Below are 13,433 nucleotides of genomic sequence, written 5' to 3'. Positions count from 1 at the left end.
TAATCGGATGATGCTCCGAACCGGGAAAACTGGACATATCGGGGCGGTGCGACTAACCGGGCGCGAATCCCTTCCACCGCTCGACATAAAGGCGATTCGATGACGCTGCCCCTTCAGGATTCCATCCTTATCGTGGACTTCGGCAGCCAGGTGACTCAGCTCATCGCCCGGCGCGTGCGCGAAGCCGGCGTCTATTCCGAGATCGCCCCCTTCACCCAGGCCCAGGCCGCGTTCGACCGCATGAAGCCCAAGGGCATCATCCTGTCGGGTTCGCCCGCCGGCGTGCCGGAGGAAGGCAGCCCGCGTGCGCCGCAGGCCCTGTTCGACGCCGGCGTGCCGATCCTGGGCATCTGCTACGGCCAGCAGGTGATGAGCCATCAGCTGGGCGGCGAAGTGCGCCCCGGTCACGAGACCGGCGAAGGCGGCGAATTTGGCCGCGCCTTCCTGACCGTGACCGAACCCTGCGCCCTGTTCGACGGGCTGTGGGAAGTCGGCGAACGGCATCAGGTGTGGATGAGCCATGGTGACAAGGTCACGAAATTCGCGCCCGGCTTCAAGATCGTGGCGGTGTCGGACGGCGCCCCCTTCGCGGTGATCGCGGACGAGGAACGGAAATTCTACGGTACGCAGTTCCACCCCGAAGTCGTGCATACGCCCGACGGCGGCAAGCTGATCGCCAATTTCGTCCGCCATGTCTGCGGCCTGGCCGGCGACTGGACCATGGCCGAATTCCGCCAGGTCAAGATTGCCGAAATCCGCGAGCAGGTCGGCAATGGCCGGGTCATTTGCGGCCTGTCAGGCGGCGTCGACAGCGCGGTGGCCGCCGTGCTCATCCATGAAGCGATCGGCGACCAGCTCACCTGTGTGTTCGTCGATCATGGCCTGATGCGCCTGGGCGAAGCCGAGCAGGTGGTCAGCCTGTTCCGCGAACATTATGGCATCAAGCTGGTCCATGTGAACGCCGAGGAGCGCTTCCTGGGCGGCCTCGCCGGCCTCACCGATCCGGAAAAGAAGCGCAAGTTCATCGGCGGCGAATTTATCGCCGTGTTCGAGGAAGAAGCCGCCAAGATCGGCGGCGCCGACTTCCTGGCGCAGGGCACCCTCTATCCCGACGTCATCGAATCGGTCAGCTTCACCGGCGGGCCTTCCGTGACGATCAAGTCGCACCATAATGTCGGCGGCCTGCCCGAACGCATGAACATGAAGCTGGTCGAACCGCTGCGCGAACTGTTCAAGGACGAAGTCCGCGTGCTGGGCAAGGAACTGGGCCTGCCCGACATCTTCGTCGGCCGCCATCCCTTCCCTGGGCCGGGCCTTGCCATCCGCATCCCCGGCGAAGTCACCAAGGAACGCTGCGACATCTTGCGCAAAGCCGACTTCATCTATCTGGAGGAAATCCGCAACGCGGGCCTCTATGACGCAATCTGGCAGGCCTTTGCCGTGCTGCTGCCGGTCCGCACCGTCGGCGTGATGGGCGATTACCGGACCTATGACAGCGTCTGCGCCGTACGCGCGGTCACCTCGACCGACGGCATGACCGCCGACATCTATCCCTTCGACGCCGCTTTCCTCAGCCGCGTCGCGACCCGCATCATCAACGAGGTCAAGGGCATCAACCGCGTGGTCTACGACTACACCTCGAAGCCCCCCGGCACGATCGAGTGGGAATAAATCGGAACAACTGACCGTCCGGGGGACGGTCATCCGATTTACTCGGCGGCGCAAGCCGCCGCAGCCCTTGCCGCTTACCGCGCCGCCAGCACCGCCGCCATCTGCGCGACCAGTTCGGCGGTCGGCCCGGCATCGTCCCAGGCATAGAGCGACACGCGCATGGCGGCCTCCGCCCCGAACGGCGCATAGGGTCGCACCGCCCGCCCGGTCGCCGCGCGCATCGGCACCAGCGACAGGCCCATGCCCGCCTCCACCGCGGTCAGCACGCTGGTGAGGTCGCTGCCGGTGAAGGCCACATGGCAGCGCCGCCTCTCCCGCCCGATCCGGTCGAACATCGCATCGCGATAGAGGCCGCCCGCCGGAAAGGCGACCAGCGGCAGCGGATCGGGCCAGTCGCCCAGTCGGTCCGCGCTTTCATGCCAGCCGATCGGTTCGGGGAAACTGGCGCGGCAATCGGCGCTCGGCGTCGGTTCCTTGACAGCGATGATGTCAAACTCGCCGGCGCGGTATCGGCGCGTGAGGTCACGGCTGAGCCCGATGGTAACGTCCAGCCGCACCGCCCGATATTGTTCGGAAAAGCGGGCAAAGACCCGCATCATGGCGCGACTGGCTATGTCGTCGGGCAGGCCGATGCGGATCGACGCGCTGCCGGCCGGATCGGCAAGCAGGCTTTCCGCCTCCTGCTGCAGCGACAGGATGCGCCGGGCATGACCCAGCAGCCGCTCGCCCGCCGCCGTCGGCCGCACCGGCCGCGCCGCCCGATCGACCAAGACGTGGCCCACCGCCTGCTCCAGTCGACCCAGTTGCTGGCTGATGGTCGACTGGGTCATGTGCAGCCGCTGCGCCGCGATGGTGAAGCTGCCGCTGTCGGCGATCGCGACAAAGGCACGGAGCAGGCGCGGATCGAGCATGGCATTCCATTTGGATCATGAATGATTGCCATTCATATATGTTGTTTGTCGATGATGCAGCCCCTGCCTATCCTGCGCGCCGCACAAGAACCGGGGATTTTCATGAAGACGCTTCTCGCCGCGCTGCTGGCCGCCACTGCCCTGTTGCCCCTGCCCACCGCAGCGAAGGCCGCGCCGGCCCGCGCCGACCTGCTGATCCGCCATGCGACGCTGGTCGATGTCGAGCATGGCCGGCTGGTCCCCGATCAGGCCGTCGCGACCAGGGGCGACCAGATCGTCGCGGTCGGCAACGACGGCACGATCGCCGCCGCCTGGCGCGCGGGCAAGAATGTCGAGGCCAAGGGCCGCTATCTGATCCCCGGCCTGTGGGACATGCATGTCCATTTCGGCGGCGGGCCGGAGCTGATCGAAGAGAATAAGGCGCTGCTGCCGCTCTATATCGCCAATGGCATCACCACCGTGCGCGATGCGTCGGGCGACCTGCCCTATGATGTGCTGCGCTGGCGCGGCGAGATTGCCGACGGGCGGCTGTTCGGCCCGACCCTGCTGAGTTCCGGCCCCAAGATCGAGGGGATCAAGCCGGTGTGGAAGGGTACGCTGGAAACCGGGTCGGAGGCCGATGTCGAGCAGGCGATCGCCAAGCTGAAAGAACTGAACGTCAATTTCGTCAAGATCACCGACAGCACCTTGAAGCCCGAGCTGTTCCTCTATGCCGTGCGCCAGGCGCGCGGCGCCGGGCTGCGTGCGTCAGGCCATATCCCGATGGCCTTGACCGTCGGCCAGGCGATCGAGGCCGGGATCAGTTCGATCGAGCATATCGACTATGCCCACAAGGCGGGCGTGAAGGACGAGGCGCGGATCACCGCCGATTTCGCCGCCGGCAGGATCGACCGGGCACAGGCGAGCGCGCAACTGGATGCCGGCTTTGACGAAGCCACCGCCATGGCCGCCTATCGCGACATGGCCGCGCGCGGCGTGTTCGTGACGCCGACGCTCAGCATCTCCCGCACCGTCGCCTATCTCGACAAGGAGGATCACAGCGCTGACCCAGAACTGGCCTATATCGGCCCGCGCCTGCGCAAGACCTATGACTGGCGGATCGAGCGCGCGGCCAAGGCGACGCCCGAGCAGATCGCCCAGCGCCACGCCATTTACGAGCATAATGCCGCGATCCTGCCGCTGTTGCAGCAGGCCGGTGTGACGATCATGGCCGGCACCGATGCGGGCTTCCTCAACAGCTTCGACTATCCCGGCTTTGCCCTGCACCAGGAACTGGCGCTCTATGTCGATCGCGGCCTGACCCCGGCCCAGGCGCTGGCCAGCGCCACCCGCGCCGGCCCGGCCTGGTTCGGCCTGCTCGACCGCTATGGCGCGGTGGCAGAAGGCAAGCAGGCGGATATGGTCCTGCTGACCGCCAATCCGCTGGAAGATATCCACGCGACCAAGGCGATCGACGCGGTGATCCTGCGCGGCACATTGCAGGACCGCGCCCGGCTCGACGCGCTGCTGGCAGAGACGAAGGCGAAGGTCGCCGCCTGGGATGCGGCGGCAACCCGGCCCTGACGGATCAGCCGCGCATCAGCATGTCGGCTGGCACTGGCAGCATGTCGACCTTGCCGGTCGCCACGTCATAGACGGCGGCGACCACCTTCAGCGTGCCCGCCTTCACCTTCTCCTCGATCACTGGCGAGGCGTTGACCAGAGTCGCCGCCTGCACCAGTGCATTGGTACGGGTGACGATGGCCGCATCCTTGCTGCGGGCCAGATAGAGGGCGGGCAGGATCGCGGGGAAGAGCGCACTGATCTGGCCCGGCACCTCGGGATTGTCGATCGCCGCCTTCACCGCGCCGCAATTGCTGTGGCCCATGACGACCAGCGCCTTCAGCCCCAGCACCGCCACGCCATATTCCAGGCTGGCGACGATTTCGGGCGTGGTGATGTTGCCGGCGATGCGGGTGACGAACAGCCGGCCGATATATTCGTCGAACACCATCTCCACCGGCACGCGCGAGTCGGCGCAGGACAGGACGCCGACCACGGGCCATTGCCCCTCGGCCGCGCGCGCCTTGATGATCGACAGGTCCTGCAGATGGGCGGTCGGCTTGCCGGCGACGAAGCGGGCATTGCCGGCCACGATCTCGGCCAGGGCAGCGTCCGGCGTCATCGACGCATCCGGGCCATCGACGGGAGGCGCTGCCATCGCCGGCACGGACGGCAGAGCGGCCATGGCCACCCCGCCCGCCATCGTCATCGCTGTCAGAAAAGCGCGGCGGGAGGGTGTGGCGCCATCCTCCTCCTGCGTCCCGTGCAGCTGGTCATGCATGCCATCGACGTCCGAACACATGGGTCTGTCTCCCTGTGATGAGGAGGCGCCATGATGCCGGACCTGTTTGCGCGGGGCAATGGAAAGACCGGGATCAAGAAGCAGAGCCTGATTCACGTCATCGGTAGAAGCGCAAGGCGCTTCCACCTCGAACGATCAGGCTCTAGATCAAACCACCGCCGACGATCCGATGGAGCCCCGCTTGCCCGACACCCGACTTGGCCATCCCGTCTATCGCGACATGCCGACCACCATTTTCGAGCATATGTCGGCGCGCGCGCGGGAAACCGGTGCGATCAATCTGGGGCAGGGCTTTCCCGAAGGGCCGGGACCACAGGAAGTGCTGCAGGCCGCGGCGAACGCGCTGCTGACCCGGTCCAGCCAATATCCGCCGATGCCGGGCCTGATCGAACTGCGCACGGCGCTGGCCGATCATTATGCCCGGCGCCAGGGGCTGAACCTCAACCCGCAGGACATCATCGTCACATCCGGCGCGACCGAGGCGATTGCCGCCAGCCTGCTGGCGCTGGTGCGGCCGGGGGACGAGGTGCTGATGCTGGCGCCGCTCTATGACGCCTATCTGCCGCTGGTCGAGCGGGCTGGCGGCGTGGCCAGGGTGGTGAAGCTGACGCCGCCCGACTGGCGCGTCACCCGCGACGCGCTGGAGGCGGCGATCACGCCCAGGACCCGCATCCTGCTGATGAACAATCCGGTCAATCCGACCGGCATCGTGCTGCGTGAGGCGGAACTGGCGCTGCTGGCGGATCTGTGCGTCAGCCATGACCTGATCGCGCTCTGCGACGAAGTCTGGGAGGAGACCGTCTATGACGGGCTGCCGCATCGCCCGCTGATCGGCTTTCCCGGCATGCGCGAGCGCACGGTCAAGATCGGGTCGGCGGGCAAGATCTTCTCCGTCACCGGCTGGAAGGTCGGCTGGATGTGTGCCGCGCCGCCGATCGCCACCCTGCTCGCCCGCGCCCACCAGTTCCTGACCTTCACCACCCCGCCCAACCTGCAATGGGCGGTGGCGCAGGGGCTGGGCTGGCCCGAAGATTGGCTAAACGACCAGCGCGCCGCCTATCAGGCGTCGCGCGATCGGCTGGCGGCGGGGCTGATCAAGGCGGGCTATGTCGTGCAGCCGAGCGGCGCCACCTGGTTCCTGTCTATCGACCTGCCCGCGTCGGGCATCGCGATGGACGATGTGACCTTCTGCAACCGGATCATCGACGAAGCCGGCGTGGCGGCGATCCCGATCTCCGCCTTCTACCCCGACGATCCGGTCACCCATCTGGTCCGCCTCTGCTTCTCCAAGTCGGACGCGACGCTGGATCAGGCGATCGAGCGGCTCGCCGCCTTCCGCGCGAGCCTTGGCTGACGCAGGATCGCCGCGCCCAGAATCAGCATGACGATCAGCAGAAGGCCTTGGGCGGCGAGGAAGGGCGGCTCCGTGCCGGTCGGCGCCAGCCGATTGAGCGCCGGCACCTTGAGGAAACCCTGTACGACCAGCACGAAAAGGTTGAGCCACAAAGCGATGGTCGCGGTCACCGCATAAATGCCCCGCGCCCGGCCCCGCAGGCCAAGGCCGTAAAAGGCGGCGAAGGCGATAATCAGTACCAGCGTGGAGAGGATACCGACGCCGATCGCCGGGGTGAAGCCGCGAAAGGGAAAGAGGAAGCCGGTCAGGCTGGTGAGCAGGGTCGTCACCAGGAACAGGCCCTGCATTTTTGGCAGGACATGCCCCCTGGCCATGGCCGGCAGGGCGACAAGGCCGCTGACGATGCCGACCAGGCTGATCGCGACATGCAGGGCGATGAAGGCGGGAATGGAAAGACCGAGGATCATGATTTTTCTCCCTGGGAAATTCCCGTCACCCCCGCGAAAGCGGGGGTCCATCTCCCAACGATGCATCCAGACGCAAGGCCAGGAGATGGATTCCCGCCTTCGCGGGAATGACGAAAGAGGTCAGGCGGTCACCCGATACCGGAGCGCCGCATCCTTGAGCGACAGGTTGGGCCGAAGCGCGGCCCGCGCGGCGAGATAGGCGTCGAGATCGGCATTGTCCGGCAGGGCCGGAATGGTGATCGCCTCGCCCATGTCGAGCCCGGCCAGCGCCGCGTCGACCATCACCTCGACATCCATCACCATGTGCGGCGGCAGGCCGGCGATCTGTTCCGCCGTCCAGATGGCGGTGCGGGTGATGCCGGGCAGCACCGCCTGCACCTTCACGCCCTTGCCGCCCAGTTCGACCTGCAGCGCCTCGGTAAAGGCCAGCACATAGGCCTTGGTCGCGGGATAGACGGCGGTGAAGCCGTCCGGCATCAGCGCGGTGACCGACGTGATGTTGATCAGCGTGCCCGCGCCTCTGGCCGCCAGCCGCGGCGCAATGGCGCGGGACAACCGCGTCACCGCCAGAATGTTGAGGTCGATCAGGCCGGTGAGATAGGCAGGGTCGGTCTCGACAAAGGCCTGCTCCCCGGCGATGCCGGCATTGTTGACGAGGCCGGTGATCGCGTCATCGTCGCGCAGCCGCGCCTCGACCCGCGCCAGATCGTCAGCTTGTGACAAGTCGGCGGCGATCACTTCCACGCTGACGCCGCTGTCGGCGCGCAGGCGGGCGGCCAGCGCCTCCAGCTTTTCGACGCGCCGGGCGACCAGGATCAGATTGGCGCCGCGCCTGGCAAAGCGATCGGCATAGACGGCGCCGATACCGTCCGACGCGCCGGTGATGAGGATGGTGTCTTGGGTCATGGGATGTCTCCTTTGAAAGACTATTTTCCCGTTCGGGCTGAGCGAAGTCGAAGCCCTTGCCTGAGCGAAGCGAAGGCACCTCGCTCCGCTCGGTGGAACCCTTCGACTTCGCTCAGGGCGAACGGTATTTATGTCAGCCGTTGATGAAATCGAGCAGGTCGGCATTGAACCGGTCCTGGTGAGTCTGCGTCAGCCCATGGTCGGCGCCTTCATACACGATCAACACCGCATCCGTAACGATCTTGATGGTGGAGAGGGCCGCCGCGCCGATCGGCACGATCTGGTCGTCGTCGCCATGCAGGACCAGCGTGGGCACATCGACCTTCGCCAGGTCGGCATGGAAATCGCTTTCGGAAAAGGCGCGGATCGAGTCGAGTTGCCCCTTGAGGCCGCCCATCATCCCCTGCCGCCAGAATTCTTGCACAATGCCTTCGGAGATGACCGCGCCATCCCGGTTATAGCCGTAGAAGGGGATGGTCAGATCCCTGAAGAACTGGCTGCGATTGTCGAACGTGCCCTTGCGGATGCCGTCGAACACGTCGATCGGCAGACCGCCGGGATTGGCTTCGGTCTTCAGCATCAGCGGCGGGACCGCGCCGATCAGCGCCAGCTTGGCAACCCGGCTGGTGCCATGGCGGCCGATGTAGCGGGTGACTTCGCCGCCGCCGGTCGAATGACCGACCAGGATGATGTCAGACAGGTCCAGCGCCGCGATCAGATCGGCCAGATCGTCGGCATATTGGTCCATATTATTATTGTCCCACACCTGGTCCGACCGGCCATGGCTGCGGCGGTCATGGGCGATGGTGCGGAAGCCCTGATTGGCGAAATAGACCATCTGCGCGTCCCAGGCGTCGGCGCTGAGCGGCCAGCCATGGGAGAAGAGGATCGGCTGGCCGTCGCGCGGTCCCCAATCCTTGTAGAAGATGCGGGTGCCGTCCTTGGTGGTGACATAGTTGCTCATGTGAAATTCCCTTCTTCTGTTCCAGAAGGGCGCCTTCACGCCCTGTGCTTGCAGAATTACGAGCAATGGCCGAGGATCGGGATTGGCGGTTCCGACATTAAGCGGGCCGATTCCGACAAAGGATCAGCATATGGCCGACAGCAGCCTTCCGCGCGCCGAAGTGGGCATCTTGCTCTATCCGGGCTGCCAGCAGGCGATGGTCCATGGCATGACCGACCTGATCGACATTGCCGGGCAGTTCTCGGTCCAGCATGGCGGCCCGGTGGTGCGCGTCAGCCATTGGCAGATGGGCGATGACGGCTGCTTTGCCCGCAGCCATGACACACATGAAGGATTGGGCGGCACGCCCGACATCTGGCTGGTCCCCGGTCGCCTGACCGGCGTGCCCGAGGCGGAGGAAGCCGCGCCCTATGCCCGCTGGCTGCTCGATCGCCATGCCGCCGGGGCGACGCTCGCCTCCAATTGCGGCGGCGCCTTCCTGCTGGCGGCGACCGGCCTGCTCGATGGTCGCCCCGCCACCACCCACTGGTGGTTCGCCGATGCCTTCCGCACCCGCTTCCCCGCCGTGAAGCTCGATTGCGACCGCATCGTCATCGATGATGGCGATATCATCACCGCCGGCGGGCTGATGGCCTGGACCGACCTTGGCATGCGGCTGGTCGACCGGTTGCTCGGCCCGACGGTGATGCTCGACACCGCCAAATTCCTGCTGATCGACACAGCCGGGCGCGAACAGAAGCATTTCGCCCGCTTCCTGCCGCGCCTGACCCATGGCGACGAACCGATCCTGAAGGTGCAGCACTGGCTCGCCGCGCGGGAGGCGAAGGCGGTCAGCGTCACCGAGATGGCGGCGCAGGCCGCGCTGGAGGAGCGCACCTTCCAGCGCCGGTTCAAGGCGGCGACGGCCATGACCCCGATCGAATATGTCCAGCATCTGCGCGTGGCAAAGGCGCGCGAGCATCTGGAATTTACCCGGCGCACGATCGATCAGATCGCCTGGAGCGTCGGCTATGAGGATGCCGCCGCCTTCCGCAAGCTGTTCCACCGCCTGGTCGGCCTGTCGCCAGGCGACTATCGCGCCCGCTTTGCCGCGCCCAGCGCACAGGCGGCATGACGGCACGCATAAGGAAGATTCTTGCGACCTTCGACGCGGCCCGCTAAGTTCCTGTTTCGTTCCAAAAAAGGATAGTTATGGACAGCCTCGCCGCCCTTCTCATTCCCGTCGCGCTGCTGATCGGCCTGGCCGTCGGCTGGCTGCTCAAGGGCAAGGCGCTGGCGCCGCTGACCTCCGAAAAGGCCGATCTGGCCGGCAAGCTCGACATCGCGACCGCCCAGCGCAATGGCGCGATCGCCGAACTGGCGGTGGAGAAGGAAAGGGTCGCGCAGGGCATGAGCCAAGTGGCCCGGCTCGAATCCGCCCAGGCCGCGTCCGAGCAGCGGATCGAGGCACTGCAGGCCGCCGCCAGCCAGCGTATCGAAGCGATCCAGACCGAGCGCGAGGCCGCGCTGCGTGACCTCGCCGCCCTCCAGTCCGACATCCATGCCCGCACCCAGGCGTTCGAGCAGCAGATCGCCGCGCTCAAGGATGCCAAGGAACAGCTCTCTGCCCAGTTCAGCGAGATTGGCGGCAAATTGCTCGAATCCGCCCAGACCCAGTTCCTGACCCGCGCCGACCAGCGCTTCGCCCAGGCGAGCGAGAAGAGCGAGGCGCAGTTGAAGACGCTGCTCAACCCGGTTGAAACCACGCTCAAGCGTTATGAGGAGGGCCTCGCCCGCGTCGAGAAAGACCGGGTCGGCAGCTATGCCGAACTGCGCGAGGCGGTGCAGCAGGTTCATCTGGGCCAAGGCCAGGTGCGCGAGGAAACCGCCAAGCTGGTCAACGCCCTGCGCGCCGCGCCCAAGACGCGCGGTCGCTGGGGCGAGCAGCAGTTCAAGAATCTCATCGAAACCGCCGGCCTTTCCCCCTTCGTGGACTTCAAGGAGGAAGTGTCGGTCGCGGTCGAGGACGGCCGCCTGCGCCCCGACTTCGTCATCAACCTGCCCGGCGACCAGCAGATGGTGGTCGACGTCAAATGCTCGCTGGTCGCCTATCTGAACGCGGTCGATCAGGTCGATCCGGCGCTGCGCGACGCCCATATGCTCGACCATGCCCGCGCCATGCGCACCCATGCCGACGCACTGGGGCGCAAGGCCTATTGGGAACAGTTCGACAAGGCCCCCGACTTCGTCATCATGTATGTGCCGGGCGACAATTTCGTCACTGCGGCGCTGGAAGCGGACATGGAGCTTTGGGAACGCGCCGCCAAGAATCGCGTCATCATCTGCGGCCCGGCCACCTTCCTGCCGCTCGCCCGCACGCTGGCGGGCCATTGGCGCCAGGCCAAGATGCAGGAACAGGCGCAGCAGGTCGGCCAGCTCGGCAAGGAACTTTATGAGCGCCTGGCCGTCGCCGCGACCCATTTGCGCAAGCTGGGATCAGGCCTCAACAGCGCGGTCTCCAACTATAACAGCTTCATCGGCAGCTTCGAAACCCGCGTCCTCTCCACCGGCCGCAAGTTCCGCGATCTCGACATCGAGACCGGCGGCAAGGAGATCGAGGCGATGGAACCGCTCGACGTCCTCGCCCGCGACGCCCAGGCCGACGAGGCGCGCGCGCTGCCCGCAGCGGAATAGGATCGTCTCGGGCTAGCTTGCCGCCACAGGCGCGGACGAAAGCGTCGTGGGTCTCGGGCGGCACGGCCGCGCCTGCACCCAGGCGATCAGTCCGGCCACCACCAGGCTGGCGGCAACCCCGCCAGCCACGGGCACGCCCAGCATCAGCCCCGTCATGCAGACCGGGGCATGAACGGCATAAAGCGGAAAGGAAAGTGCGCCCGCCGCCGTCATCCACCGCGATTGTCGCTGCCAGCGCAGCCCGCCCGCCAGCATCAGGGGACAGATCAGCAGGATGAAGACCATGCCGCTGGCCCAGCCATCCGCGTCGATCATCGTGCCGATGCCGAAATAGAGCGGCATCGCGACCAGGGCCGCCAGCGGCGGAACGGCTATGGTCGGCCTGTCACGCCACCAGCGCCACAATATGACCCCCATGCCATAGGCGCACATCACCCGCGGCAGGCCGAAGAGAAAGCTGGCAGGCTGCGCCCCCACGTCCACCCCCACACGACTGGCGACAACCGCGAACAGGGTCGCGCTCAGCAGCACGACATGCACCAATATCCTGGTCGACAAGCGGCGCAGGACAAGGCCGTGGGCCATATTGGCGATCAGTTCCAGGAGGATCGACCAGGCCGGCCCGTTCAACGGATAGAGACGCCCGGTGAATAGGCTGGGAATCAGCAGCAGATTGGCAAGGGCCACCGGCCAGAGCGACATCTCATTGGTAAGGAGGAAGCCGGGCAGCGCGATCAGCCCCGCCATAGCCATGACCGGCAGGAAACGCCGATATCGCGCGCGGACGAACGCGCTGGTCGACAACTCCTGCCCCAACCGCGCCTCATAGGTGCGCGCCATCACATAGCCGCTCAGCATGAAGAAGAAGTCGACCGCCAGATAGCCGTTGCCCCGCGCGTCGCCCGTGGTCCAGGTCAGCGCATGGAACAGCAGGACGCTGAGCGCGGCGATCCCGCGCAATCCATCGAATCCGATCAGCCGCCCCTGCATGGCGCGGCTATAGTGGGCAAGCCTTAAGAATCTGCCCATTGCCGCCCCGCCCCCGCGCTGGCATGGCTGCCCCCATGAAAAAGATCGGCCTGCTTGGCGGCTCCTTCAATCCGGCGCATGGCGGGCATCGCGCCATTTCGCTGTTCGCCAGGGACGCCTTGGGCCTCGACGAAATCTGGTGGCTGGTATCGCCCGGCAATCCGCTGAAGCCCGCCAGGGGCATGGCGCCGCTGCCCGTCCGCCTTGCCCATGCGCAGAAAATCGCCCGCCGCGCGCCGATTCGTGCCAGTGCGATCGAGCGCCAATTGGGCACCCGCTACACCGTCGACACGTTGCGCGCGCTTCGCCAGCGCTACCCCCGCAACCGCTTCGTCTGGCTGATGGGCGCCGACAATCTGGCGCAATTTGGCCAATGGCGCGACTGGCGCGGCATTGCGCGACAGATACCCATTGCCGTTATCGCCCGTCCGGGCTATGATGACGCTGCCCGTGGCTCTACGGCCATGAGCTGGCTGCGGCGCTTCGTCCGGTCCGCGCGCCAGAGTGCAGACTGGACGAATTGGAGACCACCGGCGCTCGTGCTATTGCGCTTTCGCCCTGATCCAAGATCGGCAACCCTGCTACGGCAGGCGGACCCCCTCTGGCATCGCGAATATGAAGCAACGTGTGTGCGCGATCCGCTCACGCGCCGGATGATCGTCTAGATTGGAGTTTAATTGACTAACCTCGCCCCTGCCAACGATACGGCGCCCGCCGCCGATAGCGTGGCCGCCCTGCACGCCCTTGTCATGCAGTCGCTCGACGACGACCAGGCGCAGGAAACCATCTCCATCCCCCTCGAAGGCAAGAGCAGCATCGCCGATCATATGGTGATTGCGAGCGGCCGTTCGTCGCGTCAGGTCGCGGCGATCGCCCAGCATCTGGCCGAACGGATCAAGAAGGCCACCGGCCGCTCCGCGCGGGTCGAAGGCCTGCCAGTCGCCGACTGGGTGCTGATCGATGCCGGCGACGTGATCGTCCATCTGTTCAAGCCGGAAGTGCGCAGCTTCTACAATCTGGAACGGATGTGGGGCTTCGTCGACGCACCGGTCGCGGGCAACGCTTGATCCTTGCCGTCGCGCCCTTCGACATGGGCGCGATGACAGGCTAGGGG

General features: G+C 66.1%; 13 protein-coding genes. 7 read left to right on the top strand and 6 right to left on the bottom strand.

What is annotated here, in order from left to right:
- Positions 1-99: 99 nt before the first annotated feature.
- On the top strand, positions 100-1,671 hold the full coding sequence (gene guaA, locus ACUCV3_RS18060) for a glutamine-hydrolyzing GMP synthase (protein WP_010336491.1): 1,572 nt from the start codon (positions 100-102) through the stop codon (positions 1,669-1,671).
- Between the two features lie 74 nt (positions 1,672-1,745).
- On the opposite strand, the gene ACUCV3_RS18055 is transcribed toward guaA, so the two are convergent.
- A complete protein-coding gene (locus ACUCV3_RS18055; protein ID WP_279730571.1) occupies positions 1,746-2,582 on the bottom strand; it encodes a LysR family transcriptional regulator in 837 nt (278 codons plus the stop codon).
- A gap of 102 nt (positions 2,583-2,684) precedes the next feature.
- Here ACUCV3_RS18055 and ACUCV3_RS18050 point away from each other — a divergent pair, with 102 nt between their 5' ends.
- Entirely contained in the window at positions 2,685-4,145 is a 1,461-nt protein-coding gene (locus ACUCV3_RS18050) for an amidohydrolase family protein (protein WP_279730569.1), read from the top strand.
- A 4-nt stretch (positions 4,146-4,149) separates the two neighbouring features.
- On the opposite strand, the gene ACUCV3_RS18045 is transcribed toward ACUCV3_RS18050, so the two are convergent.
- Entirely contained in the window at positions 4,150-4,926 is a 777-nt protein-coding gene (locus ACUCV3_RS18045) for a carbonic anhydrase (protein WP_279730568.1), read from the bottom strand.
- Between the two features lie 169 nt (positions 4,927-5,095).
- Here ACUCV3_RS18045 and ACUCV3_RS18040 point away from each other — a divergent pair, with 169 nt between their 5' ends.
- Positions 5,096-6,280, top strand: coding sequence for an aminotransferase (locus tag ACUCV3_RS18040; RefSeq protein WP_279730566.1), 1,185 nt, complete (start codon positions 5,096-5,098; stop codon positions 6,278-6,280).
- Here ACUCV3_RS18040 and ACUCV3_RS18035 read toward each other — a convergent pair.
- From ACUCV3_RS18035 to ACUCV3_RS18025, 3 genes are all read right to left on the bottom strand, one after another.
- Entirely contained in the window at positions 6,235-6,747 is a 513-nt protein-coding gene (locus ACUCV3_RS18035; protein ID WP_482240949.1) for a hypothetical protein, read from the bottom strand. The two genes, ACUCV3_RS18040 and ACUCV3_RS18035, sit on opposite strands and share 46 nt — an antisense overlap.
- Before the next feature lie 120 nt (positions 6,748-6,867).
- On the bottom strand, positions 6,868-7,653 hold the full coding sequence (locus tag ACUCV3_RS18030) for an SDR family NAD(P)-dependent oxidoreductase (RefSeq protein ID WP_482240948.1): 786 nt from the start codon (positions 7,651-7,653) through the stop codon (positions 6,868-6,870).
- Positions 7,654-7,786: 133 nt separating this feature from the next.
- Positions 7,787-8,617 (bottom strand): alpha/beta fold hydrolase, encoded by an 831-nt coding sequence (locus ACUCV3_RS18025; protein ID WP_482240947.1) that lies wholly within the window; start codon positions 8,615-8,617, stop codon positions 7,787-7,789.
- A 130-nt stretch (positions 8,618-8,747) separates the two neighbouring features.
- On the opposite strand from ACUCV3_RS18025, the gene ACUCV3_RS18020 reads away from it, so the two are divergent.
- Together ACUCV3_RS18020 and ACUCV3_RS18015 are read left to right on the top strand one after the other, a co-directional pair.
- Complete coding sequence (locus ACUCV3_RS18020; RefSeq protein WP_279730912.1) at positions 8,748-9,731, top strand: GlxA family transcriptional regulator; 984 nt, start codon at positions 8,748-8,750, stop codon at positions 9,729-9,731.
- A gap of 77 nt (positions 9,732-9,808) precedes the next feature.
- Complete coding sequence (locus tag ACUCV3_RS18015; protein WP_279730914.1) at positions 9,809-11,290, top strand: DNA recombination protein RmuC; 1,482 nt, start codon at positions 9,809-9,811, stop codon at positions 11,288-11,290.
- A 12-nt stretch (positions 11,291-11,302) separates the two neighbouring features.
- On the opposite strand, the gene ACUCV3_RS18010 is transcribed toward ACUCV3_RS18015, so the two are convergent.
- Entirely contained in the window at positions 11,303-12,319 is a 1,017-nt protein-coding gene (locus tag ACUCV3_RS18010; RefSeq protein ID WP_279776294.1) for an acyltransferase family protein, read from the bottom strand.
- A gap of 35 nt (positions 12,320-12,354) precedes the next feature.
- Here ACUCV3_RS18010 and ACUCV3_RS18005 point away from each other — a divergent pair, with 35 nt between their 5' ends.
- Both ACUCV3_RS18005 and rsfS read left to right on the top strand, forming a co-directional pair.
- A complete protein-coding gene (locus tag ACUCV3_RS18005; RefSeq protein ID WP_279730917.1) occupies positions 12,355-12,984 on the top strand; it encodes a nicotinate-nucleotide adenylyltransferase in 630 nt (209 codons plus the stop codon).
- 12 nt (positions 12,985-12,996) lie between these two features.
- Complete coding sequence (rsfS, locus tag ACUCV3_RS18000; RefSeq protein WP_004209841.1) at positions 12,997-13,386, top strand: ribosome silencing factor; 390 nt, start codon at positions 12,997-12,999, stop codon at positions 13,384-13,386.
- The last annotated feature ends 47 nt before the right edge of the window (positions 13,387-13,433 follow it).

The sequence above is a fragment of the Sphingobium sp. VMM genome, assembly GCF_056790315.1.
The sequence above is the reverse complement of the archived record's forward strand: the minus strand, read 5'-3'. Positions and strand labels throughout refer to the sequence as shown.

What these genes read in the sequence shown, in the direction of transcription:
- ACUCV3_RS18015 (WP_279730914.1), top strand. Translation starts at nt 9,809, where the DNA reads ATGGACAGCCTCGCCGCCCTTCTCATTCCCGTCGCGCTGCTGATCGGC.
- ACUCV3_RS18010 (WP_279776294.1), bottom strand. Translation starts at nt 12,319, where the DNA reads ATGGGCAGATTCTTAAGGCTTGCCCACTATAGCCGCGCCATGCAGGGG.
- ACUCV3_RS18005 (WP_279730917.1), top strand. Translation starts at nt 12,355, where the DNA reads ATGAAAAAGATCGGCCTGCTTGGCGGCTCCTTCAATCCGGCGCATGGC.
- ACUCV3_RS18020 (WP_279730912.1), top strand. Translation starts at nt 8,748, where the DNA reads ATGGCCGACAGCAGCCTTCCGCGCGCCGAAGTGGGCATCTTGCTCTAT.
- ACUCV3_RS18050 (WP_279730569.1), top strand. Translation starts at nt 2,685, where the DNA reads ATGAAGACGCTTCTCGCCGCGCTGCTGGCCGCCACTGCCCTGTTGCCC.
- guaA (WP_010336491.1), top strand. Translation starts at nt 100, where the DNA reads ATGACGCTGCCCCTTCAGGATTCCATCCTTATCGTGGACTTCGGCAGC.
- ACUCV3_RS18040 (WP_279730566.1), top strand. Translation starts at nt 5,096, where the DNA reads ATGGAGCCCCGCTTGCCCGACACCCGACTTGGCCATCCCGTCTATCGC.
- ACUCV3_RS18035 (WP_482240949.1), bottom strand. Translation starts at nt 6,747, where the DNA reads ATGATCCTCGGTCTTTCCATTCCCGCCTTCATCGCCCTGCATGTCGCG.
- ACUCV3_RS18045 (WP_279730568.1), bottom strand. Translation starts at nt 4,926, where the DNA reads ATGTGTTCGGACGTCGATGGCATGCATGACCAGCTGCACGGGACGCAG.
- ACUCV3_RS18030 (WP_482240948.1), bottom strand. Translation starts at nt 7,653, where the DNA reads ATGACCCAAGACACCATCCTCATCACCGGCGCGTCGGACGGTATCGGC.
- ACUCV3_RS18055 (WP_279730571.1), bottom strand. Translation starts at nt 2,582, where the DNA reads ATGCTCGATCCGCGCCTGCTCCGTGCCTTTGTCGCGATCGCCGACAGC.
- ACUCV3_RS18025 (WP_482240947.1), bottom strand. Translation starts at nt 8,617, where the DNA reads ATGAGCAACTATGTCACCACCAAGGACGGCACCCGCATCTTCTACAAG.